Origin of the sequence: Natronorubrum tibetense GA33, assembly GCF_000383975.1 — an archaeon.
GTDB classification, from domain to species: Archaea; Halobacteriota; Halobacteria; order Halobacteriales; family Natrialbaceae; genus Natronorubrum; species Natronorubrum tibetense.
Window position 1 is genome coordinate 1,044,752 of record NZ_KB913017.1, and the last position, 13,806, is coordinate 1,058,557.

The 13,806-nt window shown below is 60.4% G+C and carries 16 protein-coding genes, 2 tRNA genes and 2 pseudogenes; 13 read left to right on the forward strand and 7 right to left on the reverse strand.

Annotated elements, in window-relative coordinates; translation table 11 throughout:
- Nucleotides 1-61 precede the first annotated feature (61 nt).
- On the forward strand, nucleotides 62-220 hold the full coding sequence (locus NATTI_RS26005; protein ID WP_154658236.1) for a hypothetical protein: 159 nt from the start codon (nucleotides 62-64) through the stop codon (nucleotides 218-220).
- 8 nt (nucleotides 221-228) lie between these two features.
- Here NATTI_RS26005 and NATTI_RS26415 read toward each other — a convergent pair whose 3' ends face one another.
- On the reverse strand, nucleotides 229-402 hold the full coding sequence (locus NATTI_RS26415) for an HVO_A0556 family zinc finger protein (protein ID WP_006089047.1): 174 nt from the start codon (nucleotides 400-402) through the stop codon (nucleotides 229-231).
- Between the two features lie 203 nt (nucleotides 403-605).
- Between NATTI_RS26415 and trmY the strand changes: the two genes are divergently transcribed.
- The 3 genes from trmY (at nucleotide 606) to NATTI_RS26890 (ending at nucleotide 1,803) form a co-directional block, all read left to right on the forward strand.
- Entirely contained in the window at nucleotides 606-1,202 is a 597-nt protein-coding gene (trmY, locus tag NATTI_RS0105525) for a tRNA (pseudouridine(54)-N(1))-methyltransferase TrmY (protein ID WP_006089046.1), read from the forward strand.
- Nucleotides 1,203-1,284: 82 nt separating this feature from the next.
- Nucleotides 1,285-1,357 (forward strand) — tRNA-Pro (locus tag NATTI_RS0105530).
- 203 nt (nucleotides 1,358-1,560) lie between these two features.
- Nucleotides 1,561-1,803 carry a DUF7563 family protein gene (locus NATTI_RS26890; RefSeq protein ID WP_027119067.1) on the forward strand — a complete coding sequence of 81 codons (243 nt, stop codon included), beginning with the start codon at nucleotides 1,561-1,563 and terminating at the stop codon, nucleotides 1,801-1,803.
- 155 nt (nucleotides 1,804-1,958) lie between these two features.
- On the opposite strand, the gene NATTI_RS0105540 is transcribed toward NATTI_RS26890, so the two are convergent.
- Nucleotides 1,959-2,048: transfer RNA gene (locus tag NATTI_RS0105540), tRNA-OTHER, on the reverse strand.
- A 139-nt stretch (nucleotides 2,049-2,187) separates the two neighbouring features.
- Between NATTI_RS0105540 and NATTI_RS26895 the strand changes: the two are divergent.
- Nucleotides 2,188-2,466: pseudogene (locus NATTI_RS26895) on the forward strand (hypothetical protein); the annotation flags it as partial.
- Here the strand turns inward: NATTI_RS26895 and NATTI_RS0105545 are convergent.
- Entirely contained in the window at nucleotides 2,378-2,791 is a 414-nt protein-coding gene (locus tag NATTI_RS0105545; protein ID WP_006089044.1) for a hypothetical protein, read from the reverse strand. The pseudogene NATTI_RS26895 and the gene NATTI_RS0105545 overlap by 89 nt on opposite strands.
- Before the next feature lie 110 nt (nucleotides 2,792-2,901).
- Between NATTI_RS0105545 and NATTI_RS0105550 the strand changes: the two genes are divergently transcribed.
- Nucleotides 2,902-3,096 carry a hypothetical protein gene (locus NATTI_RS0105550; RefSeq protein WP_006089043.1) on the forward strand — a complete coding sequence of 65 codons (195 nt, stop codon included), beginning with the start codon at nucleotides 2,902-2,904 and terminating at the stop codon, nucleotides 3,094-3,096.
- 16 nt (nucleotides 3,097-3,112) lie between these two features.
- Here the strand turns inward: NATTI_RS0105550 and NATTI_RS0105555 are convergent, their stop codons facing one another.
- Together NATTI_RS0105555 and NATTI_RS0105560 are read right to left on the reverse strand one after the other, a co-directional pair.
- Nucleotides 3,113-3,619 carry a type IV pilin gene (locus NATTI_RS0105555; RefSeq protein ID WP_019991664.1) on the reverse strand — a complete coding sequence of 169 codons (507 nt, stop codon included), beginning with the start codon at nucleotides 3,617-3,619 and terminating at the stop codon, nucleotides 3,113-3,115.
- Between the two features lie 11 nt (nucleotides 3,620-3,630).
- Nucleotides 3,631-4,086 (reverse strand): type IV pilin, encoded by a 456-nt coding sequence (locus NATTI_RS0105560; protein ID WP_006089041.1) that lies wholly within the window; start codon nucleotides 4,084-4,086, stop codon nucleotides 3,631-3,633.
- A gap of 448 nt (nucleotides 4,087-4,534) precedes the next feature.
- Between NATTI_RS0105560 and NATTI_RS0105565 the strand changes: the two are divergent.
- The 3 genes and pseudogenes from NATTI_RS0105565 to NATTI_RS0105575 form a co-directional block, all read left to right on the forward strand.
- Nucleotides 4,535-4,903 (forward strand): annotated as a pseudogene (locus NATTI_RS0105565) (hypothetical protein); the annotation flags it as partial.
- Nucleotides 4,904-5,544: 641 nt separating this feature from the next.
- The gene (locus NATTI_RS0105570; RefSeq protein WP_006089039.1) at nucleotides 5,545-6,024 is read left to right on the forward strand and encodes an Lrp/AsnC family transcriptional regulator; all 480 of its coding nucleotides are present in this window, start codon (nucleotides 5,545-5,547) and stop codon (nucleotides 6,022-6,024) included.
- A 340-nt stretch (nucleotides 6,025-6,364) separates the two neighbouring features.
- Complete coding sequence (locus tag NATTI_RS0105575) at nucleotides 6,365-6,571, forward strand: hypothetical protein (protein ID WP_006089038.1); 207 nt, start codon at nucleotides 6,365-6,367, stop codon at nucleotides 6,569-6,571.
- 60 nt (nucleotides 6,572-6,631) lie between these two features.
- Here NATTI_RS0105575 and NATTI_RS0105580 read toward each other — a convergent pair whose 3' ends face one another.
- Nucleotides 6,632-7,039, reverse strand: a complete 408-nt coding sequence (locus NATTI_RS0105580; RefSeq protein ID WP_006089037.1) for a TIGR03618 family F420-dependent PPOX class oxidoreductase — start codon at nucleotides 7,037-7,039, stop codon at nucleotides 6,632-6,634.
- A gap of 224 nt (nucleotides 7,040-7,263) precedes the next feature.
- Between NATTI_RS0105580 and NATTI_RS0105585 the strand changes: the two genes are divergently transcribed.
- A complete protein-coding gene (locus NATTI_RS0105585; protein ID WP_006089036.1) occupies nucleotides 7,264-7,506 on the forward strand; it encodes a hypothetical protein in 243 nt (80 codons plus the stop codon).
- A 336-nt stretch (nucleotides 7,507-7,842) separates the two neighbouring features.
- The gene (locus NATTI_RS0105590; RefSeq protein WP_241434282.1) at nucleotides 7,843-10,449 is read left to right on the forward strand and encodes a carboxypeptidase regulatory-like domain-containing protein; all 2,607 of its coding nucleotides are present in this window, start codon (nucleotides 7,843-7,845) and stop codon (nucleotides 10,447-10,449) included.
- Between the two features lie 400 nt (nucleotides 10,450-10,849).
- Here NATTI_RS0105590 and NATTI_RS0105595 read toward each other — a convergent pair whose 3' ends face one another.
- Entirely contained in the window at nucleotides 10,850-11,455 is a 606-nt protein-coding gene (locus NATTI_RS0105595; RefSeq protein WP_241434281.1) for a hypothetical protein, read from the reverse strand.
- Between the two features lie 190 nt (nucleotides 11,456-11,645).
- Between NATTI_RS0105595 and NATTI_RS0105600 the strand changes: the two genes are divergently transcribed.
- Together NATTI_RS0105600 and NATTI_RS0105605 are read left to right on the forward strand one after the other, a co-directional pair.
- Nucleotides 11,646-12,893 carry a polysaccharide deacetylase family protein gene (locus NATTI_RS0105600; protein ID WP_006089033.1) on the forward strand — a complete coding sequence of 416 codons (1,248 nt, stop codon included), beginning with the start codon at nucleotides 11,646-11,648 and terminating at the stop codon, nucleotides 12,891-12,893.
- Nucleotides 12,894-13,029: 136 nt separating this feature from the next.
- Nucleotides 13,030-13,758: a hypothetical protein gene (locus NATTI_RS0105605; protein ID WP_006089032.1), complete on the forward strand. Its 729-nt coding sequence runs from the start codon at nucleotides 13,030-13,032 to the stop codon at nucleotides 13,756-13,758.
- Nucleotides 13,759-13,806 lie beyond the last annotated feature (48 nt).

Genomic DNA, 13,806 nt, shown 5'->3' on the forward strand with positions numbered 1-13,806 from the left:
TCGCGGACTGGTCAGCGAATCCGATGAAAGAAATACCCTACTCGGTGTGGGAGTGACGCGTATGCGTACCCGCTGTCCGCTCTGTACCCGAGACGTCCCGCGCGAAAAGCAAGTCTGGTGTACGTGTGGATCCGCGATGGATTCGGGCTGTTACGACGCCCACGAGGATTGGTGTGCCAAACGGGGGACCGACGCCTGGGTTGGCGCGCTCGAACTGTAGTTAGCCGTCTACCACAGCTGAGCTCGCGGGGTGTCGCAGCTGTCACAGATCGCCGCTCGGTTCTCCTTGTAGACGCCGAGCTCGAGTTCGCCGTCGTCGCAGTCGGGACAGGGACGCCCCTCGAGAATCGCGAGTAACGTCGGGTCGTCGTCGCTCGTCCGTGACGACTGTGATTTCGCCATATACGCAGTACAGAGCCGAGACACTGGAAACAGTTGGCCATGCCTATGCAATGTCAACTACCCCCAAATCGAGACGCGAGATGGATCGAAACCGACCGAACTACCTCGTCTTCCACTCGATTTCGTGGTACGAGTTCCCTAAACAGCACTGGCGGCCGCCAGAAAACCGTGGCGGCTATCCCGTCGGTCGTCGTTCCTCCGATATGCGCCAATTCGTACTCCTCGGTCACGAGGTGCCGACCGAGCCCGATTTCTCGCTTGACGACCTCGCGGGCGGCGCCGGTCGACTCGACGCCCTCTGTCGCTCGATCACCGCGTCGTTCGTCACCTCCCACGGGATTCGCGAAGACGTTCGCACGCATCTCGTGGTGCAGGACGAACTCACGATCACCTTCGATGGGAGCGAACTTCGCCGGCTGAACCCCGACGAGCGGAGCACTGCGGCACTGGTTCGAAAGGCCATCGAACACCGCGACGAGGCCATCGGCGCGCTGCCTGCCGAACCCAGCCCGGGGATCGAGGTGTATCGGCGCGGGTTCGAGGAGACGCTCGAGACGGTTGCGACGGAGGGAACCGTCGTACAGTTACACGAGGATGGTGAGGCGATGGTCGACGTGGGCGGACTCGAGAATCCGGTGTTCGTGCTCTCCGATCATCAGGACTTTACCGACGACGAAGAGCGGGTGCTCGAGGATGTCGTCGACCAGCGGCTTCGACTCGGGCCGGAGCTGTTGCACGCGGATCAGGCGATCACGGTGGCCCATCACTATCTGGACACGGCCGGCTACGAACAGTTCTGAGCGTGAGCGGAAATCGCCACCCGCAGGCCCGATCGGCGGTTTCGGAACCGTTAAACGATCCGGCGTCCACAATTGTAGATGCGGGCCGGTGGGGTAGCTTGGTATCCTTCGGCCTTCGGGTGGCCGTAACCGCAGTTCGAATCTGCGCCGGCCCACTATCCATCCCGCAACGCAAAACCGTGAGCGACAGCGAACGGTCTGCGTTGCGGGGAAATGGATCCAAGCAGATTCGAAGTAGACCAGACGCGCGTAGCGAAGCGAGCACGTCTGGGCGTAGTTCGTAATCTGCGCCGTCCCACTTGATATAAACCCCCCCCCCTTTCCCGCATCTCCTGACAGTTAGCGGCCGGTTTGGGGGGTGGTCTGCATGACGGTCGCTCCATGGCCGTCGACCGATACCTCGACGACGTGCGAACACTGCGGAGCGTACGTTTCGGAGCGCTTCTGCCGCGTCTACGGTGACAACAATGACCGAGCCCACCGCTGTGGAGACTGTGATTCGTATCGACGACTGACCCGCGGGTCCGCAGCTGGTGTCGACGTTGGGATTCCCGATCCGGAGACGGCCGTCGGTCACCACGGAGGTGAGCCCGATGTCTGAGTTCGTCCCGTCGAGCAGTCTGTACGATGTCGAGAGTCGGACACCCATAGCCCATCCAGCCCATCAGGCGACCGATGCCGACGTTCACCGGGCGCTCGGAGAGCGAGAAATTCGGGCCGATAGTGGACACTCCTCGAGCGGTAGTGCACAGAAAGCGGAAGGGGTGGGATTTGAACGCCACGTGGCACGAGCGCCGCCGCAGATCCCGATGGGATCACGGTGCTCTTCCGCTGAGCGACCCTTCCGTACGCAGACTATCTCCGGGGCCCCGATTAGTAACGGGCTGCCTAGAAGACTGGAAGGGGGTCTTTTTTCTCAAGGCGGATTCGCCGAATACGACCGATCACTACCCACGAATACTGAACAAAAGGAGGGTGATTCGCGGTGAGCGCCACCGCCGACCGCGACCTCGAGGCGGAGTTGGCGAGCGCGGCCGCCGGTCGCTTCGGTATTGCCGTCGATGCGATCTGTTCGGGCTGCGGGCGAACACACGCCAAACGCGCACGTCCCGAGGAGATGGACCAGCACCCGCAGGTTGATCCAGCCTCGCTCGAGTCGACGGACTGCACGTCGTTCAAGCACGTCTGTCACCCGTGCGGGAGCGCGACGTGGTGGAACCCGGTTGCGGTGCTGACCGGCCTACTTGAGTCCGAGCGGGGTGAGCCAGGATGTTCAAGATCACCGCCAGGAGCACGACGACAGTCTCGACATCCGTCCAGTCCTCCGGCGTGCTTTCGTTCGTCAACCACCCGATCAACAGGATTCCGATCGAGAGGATGAACGCGTACGTGATCTCCGTCCCGTGGGCCGCGTACAGCGCGTCCGTCAGTGAGACATTCAGCGGCTCGCTGAACTCGAGGGTGCCGACCGCGCCGATCGAGAACGACGCGAGCACGAACAGCGGTGCGAGGATGCTGTCTGTCAGGTCGAGACCGTCCGCCTGACGAATCGAGTCAGGAACGTACTTCTGCGGTAGGCTGAGTGCCATACGCTCCCGCGTCTCCACCTCGTGCCGAAAAACTCCGAAATACCATGGTGATTTATCCGCGGTCTATAGGTTCACCAAATTTTATACCAGGGCGGGTTGCGAGCCGTGGTATGTTCTTGAACAAACTGCGACAGCTCGATGGGAATTCTGCCGGGGTTACGATGCCGAAAGACGACCTTCGGCTCGAGGGACTGATCGACGAGAACGGCGAATTGGTTGAGAGCCACCACGTCCACATCCAGCGGGTCGACGATGGGCAGTGGACGCTGGAACTTGTTGAAGGAATTGATACGCAGCTAAAATAAATGAGACGGCTATCTGTTAGCTGTCACTGAAGTCCCAATCTACGCTCCCAATCACACTCTCTGAGTTCCCATCGATAGCGACGATATTGACGCTTCCTTCCTCAGCGAGGACATCATCGTCGTCTGGGCTAGGTGCACTAGCTTCTGTTTCTTCTAGTGTATGAGTTGTTCCGACTCCACCGAAGTAGAGTTCTACTTCGCCGCTATCTGTAGCATTATTAGCACTATCGTGATCGATGATATCCTCTCCATCACCCTCGTCACCACGGACGACAAACCGTTCAGCATCACCTACCTCTGTGACAGTAAAGGTGATTTCACCCTCTGAATTGCTGATATCGGTACTGACAGCTGCGTTCACAGATCCATCGCCCATATCGTCACCGATGTCCAGCACGAATGCTGCGATCACTGCCGCGAGAATCACAGTTATCGCGACCATGAGAATGACGCCTATAACTGGACTTACTGCTCGCTCTTCTTCTGACCCGACAAGTTTACCACGAATTATTTTCGCATCCATGCTTTTCCTCCTCAGAACTCCCACTCGACGCTTCCAACAACACTTTCCGAGTTTCCATCAATTGCAACAATGTTGGCTTCTCCACCACTGCTGCTGAGTGCGTCCGCATCACCTGTCCCATCAGAACCACTATGATAAAGTGAATGACTTGATCCAACAGTGAGATCATCAAATTCAAGATCTGCTTCCCCACTGTCGATGTCGTCCCCACGAACAACGAATTCTTCTGCGCCACCATCATCTTCAAGCGTAAAGGTGATTGCGGCATCACTTTGACTCGTATCAGTGCTGATGGCCGCATTTACTGGACCATCGCCCATATCATCACCAATGTCCAGCACGAACGCCGCGATCACAGCTGCGAGAATAACCGTAATTGCGACCATGAGAATTACACCGATAACCGGACTCACTGCCCGTTCGTCTTCGCTTCCGATCAGCTTCTGTCTGTATTTGGTCAAATCCATTGTTTGTCACGCACCGCGAGAACGGTTGGAAAGCTTATTCTCGGCGGTCCGATACCACCGTGTGACGCTCAGGGGGATTGGGTTTGCACAACCATCTCGTGCGTCATCCTTCCTGCCGTTCGGTTTTGGTGCTGATAGCAACCAGCCCACTGTGCCCATATATATCTAGAGGTTAGTGAATCTCCCAGAGACTGATAGCGGTTTCATCAATGATAATCAGCGGCTGATAGAATCGCTCCAACGTACCCTTGAAACATCTGAAGCAGCCGATATCGGGCGTTTCAGATATAGGTGATAATGCTTTTGGCAGGGTAGCGACACCACAGCAGTATGACCGAATCGGATCTCGTAACCGCGCGCGACCTCGCGCGCACCTATAGTAGCCACTGAAAGTCAATGCACACCTGATCGCACGACAGCTGTGCGATCAGTGTGTAAATAGTTTCAGTTGTTACTATACAACGGCGGTACGTACAGCGACCCCTGGGCCGCCGTTCTGGACTACCAAGCTGTCATGCGATACGCGAGCCACCACCCGAACTAGGGCTCCGGCGCGATCTCGAGCGCACTGGAAATGCCTCGAGGACGGATTCGCAGCTGGGTCGACGGAAACGAAAAGCCGGATGCCGTTCGCGGGATCGAAGCCGCCTGCGAGTACGGGTGGCTCGATGCGACCTACAGAGATCGGGAGTTCATGGCCCTGAACACGCTCGTTGCGAACGTCTTTTCGGGCGGCTCGATTGTGACGGAGAATTTCGTTCCATTGTTCGCGCTGAACCACGCCGACCACCGCTCACACGTGAACGACGCGCTCGAGGAGAGCCGTTCGAACCGACAGCAGTGCCAGTAGCGGTACTGAGGTCAGGAGTGTCAGGGGTTTCCGCCCTGACACGGAGCAGCGATGCGAGCTGCTCTTTGGAATTCGGACTCAGTTGGTTATTCTGGTGGTTTCGGGTGCCTCTGAGTCCGTTTCGAGTGACGAAGTAAACGATAATAAATGCGCTAGGGGTTGGCAATAACAGCCGGAAACTGAGCGCGAGAGCGGTGAGTTTCGATGCGCTAACTGGTCGACCGGTCCGAGAGGCCCGTAGAGGCGACTATTCGGAGTCTCGAGGGTACCTCGACATCGGCCCACGCACCTCGAGCAGCACTGACCAGTCAGCCCACGGTACTACTGCAACTGACGACTACTAGTCAATAGCCGAGTCGAACGATACGTTATCAGAGGCACGCTCCGGCCCGGCTACCGATTCGGATCCGTTGGACCCGGCCATCCACGGATTCGATGCTAACGGCGGGCGATCACTCCGAATCGACCGCGAGGCCACTGCGTCTCGATGCGCTCGCGGACGGCAGCACCGAGCATCGCTCAATTCTGTCAACGTCGACTCACCATACACTTGACACCGCTTACGGCTACCAGAAGAGTCTTTGCGGACTCATGGAATTATCTCGAGTATGTCTGCCGACGGACTCGACGAGATCGACTACGGAATCCTTCATCTTCTCCAACAGAACGCCCGAGCCACGACGCCGGTCGATATGGCCGATCAGCTGCCGGTAACTGACACGACGATTCGAAATCGGATCGAGCGGTTGGAAGAGAAGGGGGTCATCGAGGGCTATGTACCGATCATCGACTACGAAGCGGCGGGCTTTCCGATGCGGCTCCAGTTTTCCTGTACCGCGGCGACGAACAAGCGCGAGGAGATCGCTGAACGGGTGCTCGAACTTCCCAACGTCGTGAAGGTGGACGAGATGTTGAGCGCGAGAGAGAACATTCGCGCGCTCGCCGTCGCGAGTACCACCGAGGAGGTCAACGATATCGCCGCTCGACTGGACGAACTGCCGCTGACGATCGAACGAGAGAGTTTGCTCCGGAAGGAGCGCATTCGACCGTTCAACCACTTCGGTGAGCACGTCGTCCCGAACGAGTGATGGTCACGAGATAAGATACAGGCATCTTTCTTCGAAAACTCAAACACTTATAAGTTGTAGGTTTGGCTCCAAATAGATTTGGGAGAAGTGTTTTTGTATCGGCGAATAAGTTGCTGACGATGACTGTCGTAGCGGAGCGAAGTGTCGACACCGATTCCGGAGACTCGGCTCGAACCCGTGCCTCACCGAACCGACGAACCGACGGCCGCAAAGATCCTCGTTGGCCGTCGAATACCGCATCGGCAGCATGCGGCAGTCAATATAACGCGCGGCAATCGCCACGCCGAGTGGCACCTGCGCCGGGAGCACAGTCGAGTGTCCGATCGACGATCACCGACCGATGAGTGAGGAACGCTATCGATGCATCTGTCATACGTGCGAATCGGAGCGACTGATCGACGGTCTCGAGAACGCACAGGAAGTGTTCAACGAACACGCCGATATGGCCCACGAGGTCGAACTGCTGAAACGCCAGTCGCGCTGTCGCGATTCGAACTGGCCAGTCGAACCCGAATCCGGGAACGACAGGTCGACTACTGACAGATAGTATCGCCTCACAGACAATCAAACGCTACTCGGGAGCGGGGCCGGTCACGACGAACGCGTGTTAACTGGTGTCCCGTGCATCGACGATTTCGTCGACGCGGATCCGCAAGAGGACGCGCTCTGTTTCGATTTCCATCGGATACTCGTCTTCGTCCATATACCGCCGCGTGAGTTCGTCGATGTGGGCTCGTGCACCCTCAGTCGTCACCTCGTCGACCTCACCGATTATCGACAATCGCCGGTAGGGGTTGTCCGGGTCGATCATACTGACCCCGACGGACGGATCGGCCTCGAGATTGCGCACTTTTCGCCGGCCGCGTTCGCTATTGATCAGGAGCCGCCCGTCGTCGCCGTCGTAATCGATCCAGACCGGTGTGACGTGTGGGTCCTGCTCGTCGCTCAGCGTCGCGATGTGCGCGTACGTTTGCTTCTCGAACAGGTCCTGAAACGAGTCGGGAATGGATTCCATAGGTACGATTCAGCCGTCGGTGACTTCCCTCTGGTGCCTACAGCAGAAGGTGACTGCCGGACTCGAGGAGCGCGGGTCGACGAGCGGAAGCCACCCATCGGCGCTGAAACTGCGGGGCGCGAGCGAGGCTCGTAGCGGTTGACCACGCGAGTGTCGGCTATCGACTTATTCCCGTCGGGAAAGAGACTGTTGCTGTGACACCATCGAAACGGACACGACGGCGGATGCTACAGCTGACAGGTGCCACGGCGTCGGCAGCGCTGCTGGCCGGCTGTGGTGGACCTGGCGAAGAGGAAGAGGGAGACGAAACCGGCACCGAAGAGGGAACCGGAAACGGGCAGGACCTAGAAGATGAAGAGGAAGCTGACGACGAGGACGAAGACGATGTCGCCGGCGAGAACGGGGAAGACGATATCGCTACTGAGGACGACGCGGACGACGAAGGCGACGACGAGGACGATACGTGATGGCGGTCGGCTAGCGCGGCGAAACGGGCTTCCGAAGCAACTTCTGAGTAGTTGTGCGTCGATGACGGATCGCACCTCGGTAGCAGTCAGTACGGATCGTCGAGCAGTTGGGGGAGCATATTAGCTACGACACCGCCGTCTGCTTTGCGGTATCTGCTCCGTTTCGTGGAGATACGCTCGTTCGAAGCGGTTATCGAGTTAGTAACCCGTGACGGAATTGAATGAAACTATTTTAAATTAGATACCAGTGTTCAAAAACGAGTAACAGGTTTACTTTAGATTGTTTTACAATAACTTGCGGAAGTAATAAGTTGCATGATAATGCCAATCACAGATATGTCTGGGATAGACGATAATGAAGGTATCCGAACGCGAGCGCTACCGGTTCCGGCAGTCATCGTCGTAGTAGTCACTGTGGTTCTCTTCACGGCGGCGGTCGGGTTCGCCGCTGGGTCCGTCGGCGCCGGCGACGGCTCAGCCGACCGAACGGATCGAACGCAGTTCGTAAATCCATCGCTCGAGACCGTCGACGACCAGTCGGCATCGCTATCGACCGCCGAAACGGTATCCAGTGATTACGTCGTCACGGCCGACGATACCGAGGCGGAACCGGGCGAACGCGTCACGGTCGATGTCGAGGCCAAAGCGCTGATCGACGACGACGCAGAGATCACCGGCTACGAACTGCTCGTCGAGTACGACGACGAAAGCCTCGCGTTTACCGACGCCGAGACGTTCCTCGCTGACGACGACGATCTCGACGTGGAGTCGAACGACAGCTCGGCCACCGTGGAGTTAGATCCCAGTGCCTTCGAGATCGTCGGTGACGAACTGATCGCCGCGGCTACCGGTGGCGATTCGAGCGTCGAGATGGACGTCACGATCGTCACACTGGAGTTCGTCGTCGTGGGCGAGCACGGCGAGAGCGCCGACATCGACTTCGAGCAGGAGTCGACGATGCAGTCGGGTGCAACGGCGCTCTCCGAATACGACGACGACGAACTGCACTGGGACGGAACCACCGTTGACATCCCCGAAGCGGACGACGAGGACAGTGACGGCGACGGTGACGACGGAATTTCCGACGACGTCCAGGTGGGCGAGCTGTCGGCCGTAAGTCAGGGTGGTTTCGTCGCGTTCGACGAGGAGACCGAGAGCGAGGCGGAATCCGAGGGCGTGCCGTTTCCGGTCGACGACGACGGCGACACGCCGGTCGAGCTAACGGGAGCTATCTTCGACGACGGGACGTGGGAGTCGACCGACGTGTCGTTCCCGACGCTCGATGCCGGCGCGGCCGACGCCGAGGTCGAAGCGCGCGATGGGCTGTCCGGCGAGATCGATCAAGAATCCGACGAACTGACGGTCGAAGGAGAGCTAACCGTCCTGGTCGACGGCGACGAGGACAGACAGTTCAGTTTCGATATCGAGGCGGTCACGGCGGACAGCGGTGAACTGAGCGGGAGTGCCGACTTCGGTAGCTCACCGGCGACCGTTTCAGCCGTCGACAACGAGTATGTCGTCGAGGACCGAACCGGAGACAGCGTCGTCGACGGCTCGCTCGGACTGCCTTCGACACAGGAAGGTCACAACTGGCTGCAACTCGACCTCGAGATCGAGACCGAAGAGGTCGACGTGGCGACCGGGCAAGCCGCAGGCGTCGTCGAAGACGAGAGCGGAGAGTCGATCGAGGGTGCGACCGTCGAAGTCGTCGACGGCGTCGGCGCGACCGAGACCGACGGCGACGGTGCGTACGAACTCCCCGTCGAAGTCGGGACCCACGAGCTTCGCTTCGATTCCGACTCGCACGCCGAAAAGACTGTGACGGTCGACGTCACCGAAGCGGAGACGACGGAGCGGGACGTGACCCTCGAGGCGGGCGACGCCGAGTTCGATGTCGAGATCGATGCCGAAGACGTCACGGCGGCTGAAACGCTCGTCGTGACCGGAACCGTCCACAACGTCGGCACGGGCGTCGGCTCGCAGGCCGTCACCGTCTCGGTCGGCGAGGAATCGACGACGGAGACGGTCGACCTCGCGGGCGACGAGTCGGAAACTGTGAGCCTCGAGTGGGACGTCGACGAGAACGACGTCGGCGAGTACACGGCGACGATCGAGAGCGTGGACGACAGCGCGAGCACCGATGCCCGCGTCAACGAGCCAACCGACTCGGTGGACGGGTCGAACGGGACGGAAGACGAGCAACCGGACGGCGAGAACACGTTCGCCGCTCACAGCCAGGGCGGCTTCATTTCGTTCGCCGAAGATACCGATCGCGAGGGTGCGTTAGAAGCGGGTCTCGGGTTCCCCGCGGAGGGAGACGACGATGAACACATCCGGATCGTCGGCACGATCAACGACGACGGCTCGTGGGAATCCACCAGCACCTCGTTCCCGAACCTCGAAACGGACTCCGGCATCGAAGCCGAGGTCGACGCGCCCGACGGACTCGAGGGAACGATCGACGACGAAACTGGCGAAATGACGGTCGAAGGGGCGCTCGACGTCGCCATCGAGGGCGACGACGACCGGCAGTTCACGTTCGAGATCGCGACGACGACCGGCGAGAGCGGGTCCCTCAGTGGGACGAGTGACCTCGACGAGGACGGCGGCACGGTGACCGTCGTCGACAACGAGTTCCTCGTCGACGATACGACCGGCGACAGCATCATCGATTCCGAGCTCGACCTGCCAGCGACCGAGGAGGGGACGAACTGGTTCGAACTCGAACTCGAGACCGAACTCGATGTCGACGAAGAGACCGCCGCGGAGGCGAGCGAAACCGACGAGGAGGACAGCGGAGACGAGGAAGATGAGGCCGACGACGGGACGACCGGTGCCGGAGCCGGAATCGTGACCGGACTCGGGCTGATCGTCGGACTCCTGAGCGTCGTCTCGGCCAGTGGGCTCCTCTTGGCGGGTGGGATCGGACGATTCAGTTCGTGAAACTGCGGTCGTCTCGCGGGAGCCGGGACGCAGACGGCGTGTCTCCCACGAGACTTTGTAACACGTTCTCGCAACCGGAGGGTCTCGTGGACGAGCCTCGAGCACGGACCAAACGTGTGAAACGTGGTAACGGCTCCGCCGGACTCGCTCGTTCGACGACGGCGGACGGCAGTCGGCCAGCCGTCGCACACTCAAGGGTCGCGGCGAAGCCACGCGTGTGTCTTTCGTGCATCGATCGTCCTCGAACGTCGGTCGCACTCTCGAGGCGGGACTAGGTCGAAGTTGTGGCCGGCGGCGCTACGACGATTGTGTTCGAGATTGGACGTGAGAACGGCGTATCAGCCCGATACTGTGTTCGGTGAGACGATCGTATAGCGGTTCGTCACACGGTTTCGAACCATTACGTGCCGCCGACGGCCGACGTGACAGCGCCGACGATCGCACTGACGAGACCGCTCAGGCCTGCGAGCGCGACGAGGTCGGCCGGGCCGGGCCCACCGCCGCTGCCGGCCCCCGACACACCGATGAAGAGGCCCGAAACGAGGACCAGTAGCGTCGCACCGATCAAACAGCCTACCCCGACCACGATAGCTTCGGTCCGCGTCGAGAGCGTTCGCCCCTCGAAGAGCCCCACGATACTGGAGACCACCGGCGTCGCGAGGGCAGTGACGATCAGGAACACCAGCGGCGTGTACCCCTCGACGATGAGCGCTTCCGTTCCCTCCTGTTCCGGCAGGATTGCCGATTCGATCCAGAGCCACGTCAGCAGACAGAGGAGACCGATCCCGACGCCGACGACGACCATCGAGGCCGTGATTCGTCCGAGTATGTGGAACGGACGGCCCGGGATCGTGAGCCGTATCGTCGACTCCGAGGGGGACTCCTTGAGCGGTTCCCCGGACGCTGGTTCGGGAGTAGCAGGGAGCACCTTTCCTGTCGAATCGTCCCGGCCGGATCGCCGTGACGAGGTGCCGCTCGTTGATTGTTGTGAGGTACTTTCTGTCATACGGGTAGTTCACATTCATTATTGACCATTATTAAAGCAAGGATTACAGAAACGGTTCGATAGTCCCGATTCCCTGCGAGAGGACGAGCGATGTTCCGGTTCTCGAACGGCCTGTATTCCGCCCCTAAACGTCACGATACCGGGGCTGTTCGGCGGATAACAATCCCCCGTCCGCGCTAACTGTATCCGCATGAGACGCCGGACCTATCTCGCGACGGCAACGGGGGCGACTGCAGCGACCGTAGCAGGCTGCCTCGGACTCGGTGGTTCCGACACCGACGAGGAGGCGAACGACGACGAGACCGACGACGACGGCCCACCCGCACTCGATGGACCCGACGAGGACGGGACACTCGACGACTTCGACGATCTCGGCGCGTGGACGGTGATCAGCGGCTCCATGTCGGCCGAGGAGGAGCAGGCCGTCGCGGGAGACCAGTCCGTGCTGCTCGAGACCGACGCCGACGACCAACAGGCCAGAATCGTCCGCGAACTTCCCGAACCCGTCGACTGTTCGACCGTGAATCTCGGACTGGCCGTCGCGAGCGAGGAGACGATCACGCCGATACTCCAGTTGTTCGACGACGACGGCAACGTGATCGACTACCGTGCGACGATTCATTCCGGCGGGCTGCAACGCTGTAACTTCGGCGTCTCGGGGATGGACAGCAGCATCGAACTGACCGAGATCACCGACATCCACATCGCATTTCTCTCTGCCGAAGACTCCGAAGATAGGCTGTTGCTCGACGATCTCTACGCGGTCCCCAGACCCGACGACGGGCAGGTGATGATCCAGTTCGACGGCGGTCACGAATCGATCGAGTCCGAGGGCCTGCCGATTCTTCAGGAGTACGACTACCCCGCCACCGTGTTCGTTCCAACGGATCTGGTCCGCGAGGACGATGACGCCGAAGGCGACTATCTCACCGAGGACCAGGTCGAGGAACTCGACGACGCCGGCTGCACGATCGCGAGTTACGCGGCGAACGGACAGATACTCGACAACTACGACGAGGACGATCAGGCCGATCAGCTCACCGACGCACAGGAGTGGCTCGAGGACGAGGGCTACGATAACGGGGCCCGCTACTTCTCGTATCCGGCCGGTCAGTACGACGAGGATACCCTCGAGCTCGTCGCGGACACCTACGACGTCGGGTTCGCCGGACACCATCCCGTACAGGCCCACGTCGTCAACGCGGCTCGCTATCCCCGCCTTCTGAATCCCGAAACCGAAGATGCCGAGGAGGACCTCGAGCGAACGGCGACACTCGGCGGGATCACCACGCTCTGTTACTACTCGCTCGAGGATGATGACGCGGTCGAGCGGCTCGAGGAGACGTTGGACCATCTCGAGGACTACGTCGACGAGGGTGAACTCGAGGTCATCATGCCAGACGATCTCGAGACCCAGTACGTGTACGACGGCGAGTAGGCAGCCGTCATCGACGAGCCATCGGTCCCGTACGGCCCGAGGATCAGTCCACGATCGAGGACGCCGAGGCGCTGTTTTTCGGTCACGGAACCCGCAAGTCGCAACGGGTATCGGCGTCCAGTACCATCCTCGAGTGATGACTGAGGGACTCGACGCGGACGTCGACGGCATGGACGAGGTCGCCGAACGGCGCGACGAACTGGCTGCTCGCGTTCGGACGCACGCCGGCCAGATCGCGCGCGAACTCGCCGTCTTGCAGGGCGGCGACTACGGGCAGGAGTCGTTCGACACCGACGGCGGTAGCTGGACGGTCAAATACGAGGCCGGCGACGTCCAGTACCTCCGATTCGACCCCAAATCGGGATCCGAGACCTACGTCGTCTCGAGCAAGCAGCCTCCCGAACCCGGTCCGCTCGAGACGGCAATGGCCGACTACGGGAATTTCGTCGCGGCCTACAACGAGTACGTTCGGTCGTTCGACGGTCTGCTTGCGGACGTGCCCGACGAGTTCCCCGAGGTCGAGTCGACGGCGGAACTGGTCGCCGAACGCGACCGAATCGTCCAGCGAATTCGCGAGGTCGGGACCGCGATGGCGGGCGAGCTGTACCGGTACGATGGCGAGTACGGCACCTACTCCACGACGGTGTCGGGAACGCGCTGGGAGCTCAAGTGGGACGGCGACGCGGTCTCCTATCTGCGAGTCGGCGGTTCGGACGGGACGTATCTCCTCTCACAGTACGGTCCACCGTCCGCACCCGAAGTTCGTCGACTCGCCGACGATGTCGGTGCGTTCGTCGAGGCGTTCAACGAGCACGTCGACGATCTCGAGGCGGATCTGTCGCAGGTGTCGCTCGGCGAAGAGTAATAAGGGACTCGGTGTTCGGAGCCGATACCCGGACTGTAGGAGGACGTT

Bases quoted from the DNA above. Each gene is read 5' to 3' on its own strand.
- NATTI_RS0105575 (WP_006089038.1), top strand. From the start codon at position 6,365: ATGAGTGAGGAACGCTATCGATGCATCTGTCATACGTGCGAATCGGAG.
- trmY (WP_006089046.1), top strand. From the start codon at position 606: ATGCGCCAATTCGTACTCCTCGGTCACGAGGTGCCGACCGAGCCCGAT.
- NATTI_RS0105595 (WP_241434281.1), bottom strand. From the start codon at position 11,455: ATGACAGAAAGTACCTCACAACAATCAACGAGCGGCACCTCGTCACGG.
- NATTI_RS0105600 (WP_006089033.1), top strand. From the start codon at position 11,646: ATGAGACGCCGGACCTATCTCGCGACGGCAACGGGGGCGACTGCAGCG.
- NATTI_RS0105555 (WP_019991664.1), bottom strand. From the start codon at position 3,619: ATGGATGCGAAAATAATTCGTGGTAAACTTGTCGGGTCAGAAGAAGAG.
- NATTI_RS0105605 (WP_006089032.1), top strand. From the start codon at position 13,030: ATGACTGAGGGACTCGACGCGGACGTCGACGGCATGGACGAGGTCGCC.
- NATTI_RS0105550 (WP_006089043.1), top strand. From the start codon at position 2,902: ATGTTCTTGAACAAACTGCGACAGCTCGATGGGAATTCTGCCGGGGTT.
- NATTI_RS0105545 (WP_006089044.1), bottom strand. From the start codon at position 2,791: ATGGCACTCAGCCTACCGCAGAAGTACGTTCCTGACTCGATTCGTCAG.
- NATTI_RS0105585 (WP_006089036.1), top strand. From the start codon at position 7,264: ATGCTACAGCTGACAGGTGCCACGGCGTCGGCAGCGCTGCTGGCCGGC.
- NATTI_RS0105580 (WP_006089037.1), bottom strand. From the start codon at position 7,039: ATGGAATCCATTCCCGACTCGTTTCAGGACCTGTTCGAGAAGCAAACG.
- NATTI_RS0105590 (WP_241434282.1), top strand. From the start codon at position 7,843: ATGTCTGGGATAGACGATAATGAAGGTATCCGAACGCGAGCGCTACCG.
- NATTI_RS26005 (WP_154658236.1), top strand. From the start codon at position 62: ATGCGTACCCGCTGTCCGCTCTGTACCCGAGACGTCCCGCGCGAAAAG.
- NATTI_RS0105560 (WP_006089041.1), bottom strand. From the start codon at position 4,086: ATGGATTTGACCAAATACAGACAGAAGCTGATCGGAAGCGAAGACGAA.
- NATTI_RS26415 (WP_006089047.1), bottom strand. From the start codon at position 402: ATGGCGAAATCACAGTCGTCACGGACGAGCGACGACGACCCGACGTTA.
- NATTI_RS0105570 (WP_006089039.1), top strand. From the start codon at position 5,545: ATGTCTGCCGACGGACTCGACGAGATCGACTACGGAATCCTTCATCTT.